The sequence below is a fragment of the Candidatus Hydrogenedentota bacterium genome, assembly GCA_012523015.1.
Classification (GTDB): Bacteria; Hydrogenedentota; Hydrogenedentia; order Hydrogenedentales; family CAITNO01; genus JAAYBJ01.
In genome coordinates this window covers 1-12,977 of sequence record JAAYJI010000148.1, presented here as the reverse complement: position 1 = coordinate 12,977, position 12,977 = coordinate 1, and the positions used below count along the sequence as shown (strand labels likewise).

12 protein-coding genes are annotated in these 12,977 nt (G+C 50.6%); 1 reads left to right on the top strand and 11 read right to left on the bottom strand.

Going from position 1 to position 12,977, the window contains the following annotated elements; genetic code table 11:
- The 8 genes from GX117_06485 to GX117_06450 all read right to left on the bottom strand — a co-directional run.
- A partial coding sequence (locus GX117_06485) for an ABC transporter ATP-binding protein (GenBank protein ID NLO32990.1) occupies positions 1-628 on the bottom strand: 628 nt, incomplete at its 3' end.
- Positions 625-1,923 carry an efflux RND transporter periplasmic adaptor subunit gene (locus GX117_06480; GenBank protein ID NLO32989.1) on the bottom strand — a complete coding sequence of 433 codons (1,299 nt, stop codon included), beginning with the start codon at positions 1,921-1,923 and terminating at the stop codon, positions 625-627. The genes GX117_06480 and GX117_06485, both read right to left, overlap by 4 nt.
- 477 nt (positions 1,924-2,400) lie before the next feature.
- Complete coding sequence (gene obgE / locus GX117_06475; GenBank protein ID NLO32988.1) at positions 2,401-3,666, bottom strand: GTPase ObgE; 1,266 nt, start codon at positions 3,664-3,666, stop codon at positions 2,401-2,403.
- Between the two features lie 106 nt (positions 3,667-3,772).
- On the bottom strand, positions 3,773-4,048 hold the full coding sequence (rpmA, locus tag GX117_06470) for a 50S ribosomal protein L27 (GenBank protein NLO32987.1): 276 nt from the start codon (positions 4,046-4,048) through the stop codon (positions 3,773-3,775).
- Between the two features lie 14 nt (positions 4,049-4,062).
- Positions 4,063-4,377 (bottom strand): 50S ribosomal protein L21, encoded by a 315-nt coding sequence (rplU, locus tag GX117_06465; GenBank protein NLO32986.1) that lies wholly within the window; start codon positions 4,375-4,377, stop codon positions 4,063-4,065.
- Between the two features lie 48 nt (positions 4,378-4,425).
- Entirely contained in the window at positions 4,426-5,238 is an 813-nt protein-coding gene (locus GX117_06460) for an aspartate dehydrogenase (protein NLO32985.1), read from the bottom strand.
- 209 nt (positions 5,239-5,447) lie between these two features.
- Positions 5,448-5,969 carry a hypothetical protein gene (locus GX117_06455; protein ID NLO32984.1) on the bottom strand — a complete coding sequence of 174 codons (522 nt, stop codon included), beginning with the start codon at positions 5,967-5,969 and terminating at the stop codon, positions 5,448-5,450.
- Positions 5,970-6,020: 51 nt separating this feature from the next.
- Entirely contained in the window at positions 6,021-7,874 is a 1,854-nt protein-coding gene (locus tag GX117_06450; GenBank protein NLO32983.1) for a DUF4131 domain-containing protein, read from the bottom strand.
- Between the two features lie 145 nt (positions 7,875-8,019).
- On the opposite strand from GX117_06450, the gene GX117_06445 reads away from it, so the two are divergent.
- Complete coding sequence (locus GX117_06445) at positions 8,020-8,694, top strand: hypothetical protein (protein NLO32982.1); 675 nt, start codon at positions 8,020-8,022, stop codon at positions 8,692-8,694.
- Between the two features lie 56 nt (positions 8,695-8,750).
- Here the strand turns inward: GX117_06445 and GX117_06440 are convergent, their stop codons facing one another.
- The 3 genes from GX117_06440 to gdhA form a co-directional block, all read right to left on the bottom strand.
- Positions 8,751-9,278, bottom strand: a complete 528-nt coding sequence (locus GX117_06440; protein NLO32981.1) for a pyruvate ferredoxin oxidoreductase — start codon at positions 9,276-9,278, stop codon at positions 8,751-8,753.
- 1 nt (position 9,279) lies between these two features.
- Positions 9,280-10,854 carry a thiamine pyrophosphate-binding protein gene (locus tag GX117_06435; GenBank protein ID NLO32980.1) on the bottom strand — a complete coding sequence of 525 codons (1,575 nt, stop codon included), beginning with the start codon at positions 10,852-10,854 and terminating at the stop codon, positions 9,280-9,282.
- A 291-nt stretch (positions 10,855-11,145) separates the two neighbouring features.
- Positions 11,146-12,480 (bottom strand): NADP-specific glutamate dehydrogenase, encoded by a 1,335-nt coding sequence (gene gdhA, locus GX117_06430; GenBank protein ID NLO32979.1) that lies wholly within the window; start codon positions 12,478-12,480, stop codon positions 11,146-11,148.
- Between the last annotated feature and the right edge of the window lie 497 nt (positions 12,481-12,977).

Here is a 12,977-nt window from a genome sequence, read left to right as displayed (position 1 = left end):
TGACTACTGTGATGCCGTGCTCTCGGTTAAAAGATTGCAGCAGCTCCATGATTTCCACACTGCGCGCAGAATCGAGGTTGCCTGTGGGTTCATCGGCGAGCAATACGAGCGGCTCCGTAACGATGGCGCGTGCAATGGCGACGCGCTGTTGCTGACCGCCGGACAGTTCTCCGGGTGTGTGGTGTTCCCATCCCGCCAGCCCTACTTGAGCCAAGACGCTTTTGGCAAGCTTACGGCGCCGGCGTCGGTGTTCACCGCGATAGACCAGCGGCAGCTCCACATTTTCTAATGCGGATGTTCGATTCAATAGATTAAATCCTTGAAAAATAAAACCGAGATAATGACGTCTTAGCTGTGCTCGCTGATTGCGGGTGAGTTTACTTACTTCAATGCCGCAAAACTTGTACGCGCCTGAAGTGGGTGTATCCAGACATCCCAAGATGTTCATGCAGGTGCTTTTTCCCGAGCCGCTGGCGCCCATGATCGCGACAAATTCGCCGGGATACAGGGCAAGGTCAACGCCGCCCAACGCAGTCATCTTGGCGGTGCCGGTTCCATAGACTTTTGTGATGTTGCAAAGTTCTATGAGTGGGCTGTCATTTCCCAAGTCGAAACCTACTGCACTCATCGCGCCATTGCCATGTCGGTTATGAGTTCCATACCCGCTTCGATATCTCCGGCGATCACCTCGGTCATTTTTCCGTCGCTTAACCCTTTGGTAATAGCGATGGCGCTCATAGTACCGTTTTTCAAAATCCAAACTTCTTGCTCATTACCGTTTCCGTTGCTGTGGACACGGGGGATAGTGGAGCGGGATCGGGGTGGTCGGGGCATAATGCGGCTTAACAACATACCGCCGTCAGATGAATCCTTTTTTTCTTCTGCAGGCGGGCTAAAGCGCAGCGCCACGTTGGGCACGAGAAGGGCATTTTGGCGTTTGTCCACCACGATTTGGGCGGTGGCGGTCATGCCCGGTCGCAGATGGAGTTCGGAATTGTCCACACTCAAAATCGTCTTATAGGTGACCACGCCGCCGACTGTTTCCGAGCCGAATCGGACTTGAATAATTTTCGCCGGGAATACTCGGTTCGGATAGGCGTCCACGGTGAAGGTGGCGTCTTGACCTTCTTTCACCTTTCCTACGTCCGCCTCGTCTACATCAGCCTGCAATTCCATTTGGGTCAGATCTTCCGCGAGCGTGAACAAGACCGGCGACTGGAATTGGGCGGCGACTGTCTGACCGGGTTCTACGGAACGGTTTAGAACCATGCCGTCGACCGGGGAATGAACGACCGCCTTGGCGAGGTCTGTGCGGTTAGCGTCTACTGTTGCCTGGGCTTGAGACACGGCGGCCTTGGCACCCGCCTCATCGGCGCGCGCCCGGGCAAGCGCTGCCTTTTGCGCGTCATACTCATAGGTTGACGGCATTTTACCGTCACTGAGTTTTTTTATATCTTCCAATCGCGCCATTTGTAATTCCGCTTCCTTTACGGTGGCCTGTGCTTGCAGCAGTTTGGCGCGTGCCGACTCCAGTGCCGCTTCGGATTGTAAGCTTTGCGCCTCCAATTTTGACGTATCAATCTGGGCGAGCACTTGCCCCACCTCCACACGGTCATTATAGTCTGCTTCCACTGTTTTGACCGTACCTGAAACTTCAATGCCAACCTCTACGGTTTTAATGGGCTCCAAGGTTCCCGTAGCACTTACCGTTACCACCAGATCTCCCTTTTCCACAGTTTTTGTTTCGTAGGTAACGGAAACGGTGGTGTCTCGGTTCAACCAGAAGTAGCCGGCACCTCCCAAAGCCGCCAGCAGCAGACACCAAAAAAGAAATTTAAAGAGACGTGCAAAGAAAGCGCGTCTGCGACCAAGGCCAAGAGTCTTTGCCACATCGATTCCGACTGAATCTTTTGCAGATGCCATTTTTTAGTTCCTATTTATTTCATGATTCTGCAGAAACTTTTTAAAAGTATACCCCCGTTCTTTGTTAAATAGCAATTTCTGTTCCAATATACATCTATCGGAGAAAAATTCGTAATACGCCGTAAAAAGTACCGAAAAAGAGTTTTTCATAGACTTGTGCAGTCCACTGCGCAAAAATTGCCTCGATGAAACTTAGCCGATTGTTCCGGATTTGCGCACTTGGATGGATTCTGTTTCTTGGATTGGCGGGAACAGCACGATTCCAAATAGGTTAAGATACTGTCGTCGTCATAGGCGTCGACTCTAAGCGGTATTTTGGGGACAATTCTTTCCAATTATATGCGTGTTAAAAAATAGCGCTAAACAATCACAGTGTTTATTGAAGACGGAAAGAATCAAGGAAGGCAAAGAATTCATTACCGGGATCCGTTGAAGTTTTTTAGAAAGCGGTCTATTATCCGGTTTTGAAGCCACGGGTCACTCTGTGTATTCTAATTCGTGATCTCCGATACGTACCATTTGACCGGGCACTGCATCCATCCGTTTTAAGGCTTTGAATACACCCATTTTTTCGAGTCGTCTTTGGAGATGGTTGAGCGCTTCGGGATTTTCAAAATCAGTCATAGACACAGCTCTGACCACTTTTTCGCCGGAGACGCGAAATCCGCCTTCTTCCGAAGTAACTCGGAAGGGCGGCTCAAATACATATTCACGTTCGGGCGGCAGGGCATCTTCCCTAGCCGCTTCTTCAGCTTCTTTTTCTCGTGCCCGTTCTACATCTTTCCAAAGTGCTTCCAGCAAAGGCGGAACACCCCATCCCGAAGCGCCGGACAGGAGCCATGCGTTTTTAGGCAAACGGTCAGCGAGAGCTTCAAAGCGTTCCTTGTTCTCGGGGATATCGGCTTTATTGAAAACGTATTGACGAGGCCGCGCTTCGAATTCTGGACTGTACTGTTCCAATTCGTTTTCGAGGATTTGAAGAGTCTCCAGGGGATCTTCGTCTCCCAGATCAATCAAAAACACCAAGACCCGTGTCCGTTCTATATGGCGGAGAAAATCGTGGCCCAGCCCTTTGCCATCTGCGGCGCCTTCGATAATACCCGGGATATCGGCGATGGTGAGCATACGGCTTTCCGATAGCCATGCAACGCCTAAATTGGGGGAGAGGGTGGTGAAGGGATAGTCGGCTATTTTGGGCTTTGCCGCGCTGACCACGGAGAGAAAGGTTGATTTGCCGGCGTTGGGCAAACCGACAAGCCCAACTTCCGCAATAAGTTTTAATTCGACCAAAAATTCGCGTGTTGTGCCGGGCTCTCCTTTTTCTGCAAAACGGGGCGCGCGGTTGATGGGCGTTGCGAAGCGTGCATTACCCCGTCCGCCTCGGCCGCCTTGCACGGCAAGAAAGCGCTGTTTATCCTCGGTCAGATCAGCCAGCAATTCACCACTATGGTAGTCTTGGACAATGGTACCGCAAGGCACAGGGATGATAATGTCGGCGCCGTTCTTTCCATGGCGATCTTTACCCATGCCATGAACGCCGCGATTGCCGGTCCAATTGGGATGATATCGCAGACCGGTCAAACTGCTTTGATTGGAGGCCGCTTCCAAATAAATGGAGCCGCCATCGCCGCCGTCACCGCCATTGGGTCCGCCGCGGGGCACATAGGCTTCCCGCCTAAAACTGCAACAGCCATTTCCGCCGCCGCCACTGGTTAATCTGATGCGAACACGATCGACAAACATGTGCTTTAACAGCCTTTCCTAAAGCCCTGTTGGTAGGGGAATGCCAATAAAAAACACCCTCAAAACGGGTTGAGGGTGTTGAAAATCATGCCGTATAAACGTGCTGTCAGGATTCTGTGCTCGGTGTAGTTACGGGCAGAATATCCACACATTTTCGCCCTCGTTTAAAAAATCGAAAAGAAACGGTGCCGTCAATCAATGCAAAGAGCGTGTGATCATTGCCTACACCGCAGTTTTCTCCGGCGTGAAGGCGTGTACCGCGCTGACGCACAATAATATTGCCTGCGCGCACATACTGTCCACCATATCGTTTCACACCCAATCGTTGCGAATTACTATCGCGGCCGTTTCTTGAGCTGCCGCCTGCTTTCTTATGAGCCATATCGCGATCTCCTGTTAAGCCTTGATTTCATGAATTCGGATTTGGGTGTAAAGCTGCCGATGGCCTTGCGTACGCTCGTATCCTTTGCGTCTTTTCTTTTTGAACACCCGAATTTTTTTGTTTTTCCCGTGCTCTTCAATTTCAGCAATAACACGGGCAGATTGCAGCGAAGCGGCTTCCGTAACCACATCTTGGTTTTCGGTGATCAGCAGCCGGACAGAATCCAACTCGACCCGTTCACCAACAGGAAAATCCAGCTTTTCCACTCGCAATCGACTGTTTTCGGTGACTTTGTATTGTTTGCCACCGGTCTGAATCACTGCATACATTGTATATTCTCCATGATTCGTCTCCCCTGTGAGACGATGTTTAAAACGCTAACTCACGCGTGTTGCAAAGACCTTTGCCGCCGCTGCCACTTCCGCACAAGCGGAAAGGGAAGCCATATAACTTGACTTTGGATTTCTCGGAGAAGGCAGGTTTGATATCACCACGGTCAATTCTCCAAAGGCTCCTTTTGCACGGATTTCGTGCGTGTTGGCTGTCGCCGACGGATCCGCAATCACGCGCACCCGGGTTTGATCGGCGCCCAATCCTGCCAAGCTCAGCGTTGCTGCAACATTGACGTTGTTGGGGAAAGCTTTCACCGCTTCACGGGCGCTGCCGTCAAAAATGACTTGTGCTTCCGTGAGTCCGTCAAGTTCAATACCTTTACACAATAGGTAAGGCGCGCCCTTAAGCCCTTTAATCGGTTTGCGTGTAGTCAAGGTAACTTCATCAAGTCCTGCCTGCATGGCGTTACGTATACCGTCTATGCCGCAGATGGCGCCGGACGGAACATGCAGATTGATGCCCCGTTCTCGGGCAGTTTCAAGCAGGGAGGGATCTTGAAGAAGACCGCCAACACTCATGATCAGGCAGTCAATGTGATAGACCATGGCCGCTTCCACCACGTGGGAGACAACAGACGGTCCGGCACATTCGACGACAAGATCCACCGAAGCGACCACATCTTGGATCGTTCCGATCAATGCATTCAACTGGTATGTATCTCGCAGCATTTCTGCTTGCGAAGCATTAATATCACATAAGGCGACAATCTCGGCAGAAATAGATCTGTCATGAATTGCCCGGCAGATATCTGAAGCAATATTGCCGCATCCGATCAAGCCGATTCGCATATTGGCCATAAGGCCTCCAAAACAGCCTTCTCAGGCTGTACAGACATTAAAGTAATAACCAAGAACAGTGTCTTTCTGCTCGACCTCCCCATACATTTATGACACACCTCCCCCGAGCAAGAAACATATAGTAGCAAAATTACAGTATCAATGTCAATTCGTCTTTTGTGCGCCGCGGCCGGAAACACTTTTATAAATCGTCGAAAAACGAAGGGAGCCTAATTCTTCGGAGTCAGACTATAACCGCGTGCCCCTCGTGCCGTGAAAACTTCATATTGTTTTTTGAAAAGAGGGCGTTTAAGCCGTATCCCGCCGTGCCGATCCGTGCGGTACACCTGAATATCATGAGCCTTATAGCGTTCGGCTATATTAGGCGTCATCAAGGTTTGTCGGCTTCCTGCTGCCTGCATGGAGGCGAAGGCAACGGCAGGCTTCACTTCTTCCAAAAAACTGTCTGTACTGGAAGTAGGCGATCCATGGTGTGGTATTTTTAAAAAGGTTGCCTTTAGCGATTGGTTACCGGCAAGTGCTGCTTCCGCTTCCTTTTCTATGTCTCCCGTTAATAAAAGAGAGAGTCCGGGCCAGTCTATTTTTAATACAAGGGAATTATTATTTCCTTGGTGTTGCGCAGCCCATGAGGCGTCGGGATGAAGCACGTCGATTTGGGCGTCTTTTACCGGAATCTGATCTCCCGCGGCAAGGCGTTGAACGGGAACGCCGTGCTCTTCGCAGAGCTTCAAAAGACTCTTTTAGAGCTTGCTCATTTCCTTTCCTTCGGGAGACATGAGCACTTATATTACGGGGAAGTTTTTGATGACCTGAAACAAGCCGCCTATATGATCGCGGTCGGCATGGGTGACCACGACATAGTCCAGCGATGGGATTCGGTTGGCGCGGAGGAAGGGAAGTACGATTCTTTCGCCGGCATCCGCGTAAGCGCTTGAGTCGCCGCCATCTATGAGGAGGGTGGAATTGCCCGGCGTGCGCAGGAATATGGCATCTCCCGTTCCCACATCAATGAAGTCTACGACAGGTTCTTTCCAGGTCAAATTCCATGTGAGAAGCGTGGCTATCAAAAGGGATAGGATAGTCAGTTTTGTCTTGCGCCCAAAATCGGGATGATAAAGCCATAAAAAGAAGCCGATCAGGGCGCTTACATAAAAGAACAAGGCGATCAACGACGGCAGCGCAAGGGTGACATAGGCCGCGGGCAGCGTCAACACAGACGCATTAGCGCCTTTAATCAATATGACCAAGGGAAGTATAGCGTGACCAAACAAAAGACCGAGCCCGGGAAGGAAAGCGGCAACCAGAGAAGAGAGCAGGCATAACCACAAAACACCGGTTAGCAAGGGAACGACAACAAAGTTTGCGACGATTCCCAGCACGGGAACGGTGCCAAAATGCCACGCGGCGATGGGGAAGGTGATCAGTTGCGCGGCAAGGGTGACCGCCAATGTTTCGCGAAGGAGGCGCGGCATAAAAAGCATTCGATCGGATAGACCTGAATAAAAAAGCAAAATGCTTGCTACAGAACCAAAACTGAGCAAGAAACCCGTATCAAAGAGAAGTTGAGGATTCCATCCGAGAAAAAGGCAGGCTGTCAATCCGAGCACGGAGAGCACATCTGTTTCGCGGTTGAAGAGTTCGGAAGATAAGTAGAGACAGATCATAAAGGCGGCTCGGGCGGTGGAGACCCGTGCGCCCGCCATGAAGGTGAAGAAGAGCACCCCGATGATAAGCGCGACATTGCGCGGGCGCCGCGGCACGCGCAAAACTTGCAGCAGCAATCCCAAGCTCAATGTAATGATCGCAACATGGAGCCCGGACACAGACAAGACATGGGCAGTGCCGGCACATACGAACTGATCGTATTCTGCCGCCGTGATGTTGCTGCGCTCGCCGAGCCATACGCCTAAGACAAAAGGGAAAGCATCTTCAGGAACGATGGTTTTCAATTGATCGTGCTGCCATTGTCGGAGTCGTGCCGCCCAATATCGAAATGAATAGGGGGACGCTTCTGCTATAAGGAAGACCGCGTTTCCGCTAGCACTTACGCTGGAATATATCTGTCGCGAACGGCTGTAATCTTCGGTGCCCCGCATGCCGTGATTGACTACGCCAAGGTGGGGGCTCAGACGGCCCGATACGCGCAGTGTCATTCCGGGAAATACAGGGCCGGAAGGTCGTGTCCAACGTACCCGTGTCCGCCCTTTTATAGGCGCGCTTTCCCCTCCACGGTGGACGCTATGAACATCCATGACAAACTGCGTATACTCCTGTTTGGGTTCAAAGGTGGAACTGCTGACCACGACCCCTTCAAACTCTTGTCGTACCCGCATTTCGCCAAGTGCATAGCGGCTTAATGGGTCGCCCTCTTTATTTTGCATATAGAATCCGTAACGTGTCGCGCCGAAGGCGAAGAAGAGAAGCGCCAAAATGAGATGGCTTTTCCTCGGAATTCGCAGCGGTAAAAGGAAGAAGCTTAGGGGCGCGATGATGAAAAGAAAGGTGAGCCATAGGGGGAAATCGGGGAGGCAGGCAGCAACACAGATGCCGATACATAGCCAGAGCAGTATCCAAACCCAGTGCCGATTCAGCAGCTGCATGGACACAAATCCGGTAGAAGCCTCATCTCTTTTCATAAAAACGCGCCTGCTACAAAATCAATAAAAATAATGTGGATTATCCTACGGGAAAGCGTGTTGGGATTCAAGACGAAGATTTATCCGGCTTGGCGCCGCCCGTGTTATAATCGCTTCATTCAACCTCCCCGGAGAGAACACCCCAATGTCTTTATCGCTCTATATTCTTAGCTTACTCGGCTACACAGGCGCCTTCCTATTTTACGGCCGTTTTTATTTGCAATGGCTGGTTTCTGAAGTGCGCCGTGAAAGCGTGATGCCCCGCGCCTTTTGGTATATGAGTATGGCAGGCTCTGTTTTTTTGCTGCTCTACGGTGTCTTTGTACTAAACTCTCCCCTCGGCGCGTTGAGTCATTGTTTTAACAGCGTCATTTATGCGCGCAACATGGTTCATATTTGGCGGCGCGAAGGGAACTTGTCGAAGCGCCAATCGCTCCTGTTCCAATCCGCTGTCGCTGTGTTTGTGGGCATAGGCTCTTTGCTGGTGCTCTATACGCTCTTCAAAGAATACGACGCCTCGAAAGAGGAGGCGCTCAGCGTACAATTGACAAATTGGATTTGGATCGCTGTGGGCGTATTCGGTCAAGCTTTGTTTGCGCTGCGCTTTTTTATTCAGTGGATCGTCACGGAGATTCGAAAGGAGAGCGTCATTCCCGCTAGTTTTTGGTACCTGAGCGTTGCCGCCTCTTTGCTCATGATTTGTTCTCACGGACAGCGTCATGAATGGTTGTATACCGTTGGTATTGCGTCGACACTTCTGGTGTATTTTCGCAACATTTATTGGATACGCCGGGGCGCAGTGCCGCCATCGTCGGAATAAAGCGCACTCATGGAGGGGATGGTGCAGTCTTTGCTGAAAATGACCACGCCGCCGTTTTAAGCTTTGGGGGATAATCCTTTGCCGTAATGGAACACAGCGATATTCTCTTCATGCACTTTTTTAGGCAAATTATTTTTGATGGCATTTTCCCAGACGGCATCTTCGAAAGGCAGGTGGATGCTTAACAAGCCGAGGAGGGCGATATTACAATTTCTTTCGGTAATGGGGATGGAGGGATCGGTGTCAAAATCACTGAGTTTTTCGAGCCCTTCTTTGAGATCACCTACAGTAAAAAAGCGCTCGGCCCTGTCTGTATGGTAGCGGTTATTTTCCACCTGGTCGGGATGCAGGATGAGTACATAATCTGCCTCACCGGTGGGCACCATGGGACTGTACACCTTTTTGCCAAACCGGATGTCGCTGGAGACGCTTCCGCCCCGTTGACTCATGCCGTGAATTTCGCCTTGCTTCACGTCCAATCCCGAACGAAATGCGGTTTCCGCCAAGATGTTGGCGGCGCGGATGACGCCCTGCCCGCCTAAACCTGCAATGACAATGTTGGTAATGGTGTTGATATCAGTCATATTATGATTCCGTAGCCAGTAGGTATTGTTTCAGTTTAGGTTCTGCGAGGCGGCAGACTTTTCGTAGAACAAGAAAGCTTAATTCATCTTTGGCAAGACTTTCGCGGAAGGCTTTTTCAAAGCCGCTCGTATTATGAATTACATGGACATTGGGCACGCCCATGGCACGCGCCACATCTTCAATTAGAATTTGATTGGTTTGGTTATGATCTAAGGTGCGCCCGGTGCCGGGGTGTTCCTGCATACCCGTCATGGCAGTGGTGCCGTTGTCGAGAACCACCACGACATGACCTGTCTTCGGCGGGTTATAGACCATTTCCGCAATGCCTGTGAGTCCGCTGTGCATGAAGGTGCTGTCACCGATCACGCTGACCACGCGCCTGGCTTCCGCGTCGGGAAGGACGTGGCGCATTCCCAAGCCCACGCCGATGCTTGCGCCCATACATACACAGGAATCTTGCGTTTCAAATGGCGGCAACACGCTCAAGGTATAGCATCCGATGTCCCCGGAAATGATGCAGTCGAATTTTTTCATGACCGCGAAAGCCATGCGATGGGGACAGCCAGAACAGAGTTCAGGAGGTTTGCCTTTGGGCAAAGCCGCTTCTTCGCTCGTGTCATTCGCCAAAATGCGGCGTACCCGCGGTATGTTCAGCTCACCGAAACGGTATTGTTCGGGCTTGCTTTCGCATTCAATGCCTGCTGCACGTATGGCATCCGCCATGTAGGGATCGCCTTCTTCAATGACAATGCAGCGCTTCACCGAGTTCCGAAATTCGCGGATTAATTCGACGGGCAGTGGATAGGTCATCCCCAGTTTCAAAACTTTTGCGTGAGGGGCTGCTTCGCGTACGTGTTGAAAAGAAACCCCGGCGGTCACAATGCCCAAATCTGCATCGCCATCGACGATCTTATTCAAGGGGGTGCTCTCATTCCATGCCAAGATAGCGTTCATTTTTTCGCGCATACGTTTATGGGCAGGCCGTGCATAGGCGGGGATCATCACATAGGCTGCTCTGTCGCGTACGAAATGGGGTGATTCAGTAGGGGGCTGCGGCGCGCGGGGCTTGACGATTCCCCGGGAGTGGCAAACACGGGTGGTCATTCGGAATAGAACCGGCAGTTTCCATTTTTCGGACAAGGTGAAGGCGTCAAAGAGAAAATCATAGGCTTCCTGCGCGTCGGCAGGCTCAAGCATCATCACGCTTGCCGCCACGGCATAGCGTCGATTGTCTTGTTCATTTTGACTGGAAGAGAGTCCGGGATCGTCAGCGGAAATTAATACTAAGCCGCCCTGCACGCCCGTATAGGCAACGGTAAACAAAGGATCAGCTGCCACATTCACGCCCACATGTTTCATGGTTATGAGGGCACGGGCGCCGCCGAAAGCAGCGCCGATTCCCACTTCCAACGCCACTTTTTCATTGGGCGCCCATTGCGCTTTTCCGCCTAAAAGAGAAAAATTCTCCAAGATCTCAGTGGAAGGGGTGCCGGGGTATCCTGTACCCAAAGCAACACTCAGATGGGTGGCAGCCCAGGCTACCGCTTGGTTACCACTTAATAAACGGGGGTTCAAATCACTGCTCATAATTGGCTCCCGTGGCATAGATGCACGATTGATTTTAGATTGATTATAACTCCTGACGGCGCGCTGTTTGCAGCACGCCGTCCGCCGGCGCATCAGCCGGGAAGTATAAAATTCTCAATAGTATATCTGAAATTTGAAATAAAACAGCAATCCGGACTTGATTGCAAGCAAATCCGGATTGACAATATCATCTGCTGTTCAGTTTTCACTGAACTTTATTTGTAGGGTATACGTACCGCTTCGGAGCGTGTAGCTTATATCATTCAATTTATGCTCTTATTATATGACACCTTGCGCGACCATGGCCCGTGCGACTTTAAGAAATCCGGCGATATTTGCGCCTTTCATGTAATTGATATAACCGTCGCTTTCGGTTCCATATTTCAAGCATTGCTCATGAATGTTGCGCATGATTTGTTTCAGTTTGTTGTTCACATCTTCGGCAGACCAAGATAAGTGCATGGCATTTTGGGTCATTTCAAGACCGGAAATCGCTACACCGCCTGCATTCACCGCTTTGCCGGGGCCAAAGAATACTTTGTTCTTAATAAAGAGATCCACGGCTTCGGCTGTGCATCCCATATTTGACACTTCGGCAACAAATTTTACTTTGTTGGCAATGATCTTCTCGGCGTCTTCTTTATTTAATTCATTTTGCGTGGCGCAGGGCATGACAATATCCACTTTTAATTCCCAAGGCTTTTTACCCGGGTGGAAGGTGGCGCCGAATTTCTCCGCATAGGGAGCAACGACATCATTTCGTGAATCCCGCAGGGCAACCATGAAATCAATTTTTTCTCCCGATACGCCCGCTTCATCGTAGATGTAGCCGTCAGGCCCGGATATAGACACCACTTTAGCGCCCAATTCCTTTGCTTTCAAGGCGGCGCCCCATGCGACAAGACCGAAACCGGATAGGGCGATTGTTTTGCCCGCCACTGTATCGTTCCGATTTTCGAGGGCATTCTTGAGGAAGTACATAGCGCCGAAGCCCGTCGCTTCCGGACGGATCACCGATCCGCCAAACTCCAAGCCTTTGCCGGTGAAACTACCTGTATTGGCACGGGCCAATTTGCGATACATACCATACATATAACCGATTTCCCGTGCGCCGACACCAATATCTCCGGCAGGTACATCGGTTCGTTCGCCGATATGACGCCACAGTTCCAACATAAAGCTTTGGCAGAAGCGCATGATTTCTACGTCTGATTTGCCGCGGGGATCGAAATCAGAACCCCCTTTACCGCCGCCCATGGGCAGCGTGGTCAGGGCATTTTTAAAGGTTTGTTCGAAGCCCAAAAATTTTAAAATGGAAAGGTTGACAGAGGGATGGAAGCGAATGCCGCCTTTATAGGGCCCAATAGCATTGTTGAAATGAATGCGATAGCCCAGATTGACATGAATTTCATTTTGGTCATCCATCCACGGAATTTTGAAGGTGAATATGCGGTCGGGCTCTACGATTCTTTCCGCTATTTTAGCTTTTTCAAATTCGGGGTGTTCATTATAGACCGATTCAATACTGGTCAACACTTCATAAACTGCCTGCAAATATTCGGTTTCGCCGGCGTGCTTCGCCTCTAAATGGTGGAGTATCTTTTTTGCGTCCATATTCGTAGCTTCTCTAAGTCGGGGTCAGGGTTATCTTAATCCAACTTGGGGTACACCTTTGCGCCCTAGGTTGGATTACAAGTCGTTTTTTGGTATCGCCCTACACACAAGACAGGTAAATACAGATATCGTTTCGCTTGGCGGTGATAGGCTGTTTTTCAAATGTGCGTACAGCGCTTTAGTGTGTGGACGGACTCTACTCCTGATGGAGTGGTCGGACTGGAGAAAAGTGTACTGAGTACACTTTTTTCACGCTTTTGCCAAACCGAAAAGTGGCATTCCCCGGTGGGCACACCCAGGAAAGCCCGCCGATGCAAGGATACCATAACCAAGCGCAGTTGTGCAATCTTTCCGTGCTGATGGGGCGGCGCTTGGATTCAAGTTCTAATTGCAAGCAGACGTTGTTGTCGTATTTCGTTGAAGACTTCGTTTGGTGTTCGGTATAGGAGGCACTTTCTTGGTCTGTTGTTTATTTGTTCGGTGATATTGTCAATCTG

Bases quoted from the DNA above. Each gene is read 5' to 3' on its own strand.
- GX117_06480 (NLO32989.1), bottom strand. From the start codon at position 1,923: ATGGCATCTGCAAAAGATTCAGTCGGAATCGATGTGGCAAAGACTCTT.
- obgE (NLO32988.1), bottom strand. From the start codon at position 3,666: ATGTTTGTCGATCGTGTTCGCATCAGATTAACCAGTGGCGGCGGCGGA.
- rpmA (NLO32987.1), bottom strand. From the start codon at position 4,048: ATGGCTCATAAGAAAGCAGGCGGCAGCTCAAGAAACGGCCGCGATAGT.
- rplU (NLO32986.1), bottom strand. From the start codon at position 4,377: ATGTATGCAGTGATTCAGACCGGTGGCAAACAATACAAAGTCACCGAA.
- GX117_06460 (NLO32985.1), bottom strand. From the start codon at position 5,238: ATGGCCAATATGCGAATCGGCTTGATCGGATGCGGCAATATTGCTTCA.
- GX117_06450 (NLO32983.1), bottom strand. From the start codon at position 7,874: ATGAAAAGAGATGAGGCTTCTACCGGATTTGTGTCCATGCAGCTGCTG.
- GX117_06445 (NLO32982.1), top strand. From the start codon at position 8,020: ATGTCTTTATCGCTCTATATTCTTAGCTTACTCGGCTACACAGGCGCC.
- GX117_06440 (NLO32981.1), bottom strand. From the start codon at position 9,278: ATGACTGATATCAACACCATTACCAACATTGTCATTGCAGGTTTAGGC.
- gdhA (NLO32979.1), bottom strand. From the start codon at position 12,480: ATGGACGCAAAAAAGATACTCCACCATTTAGAGGCGAAGCACGCCGGC.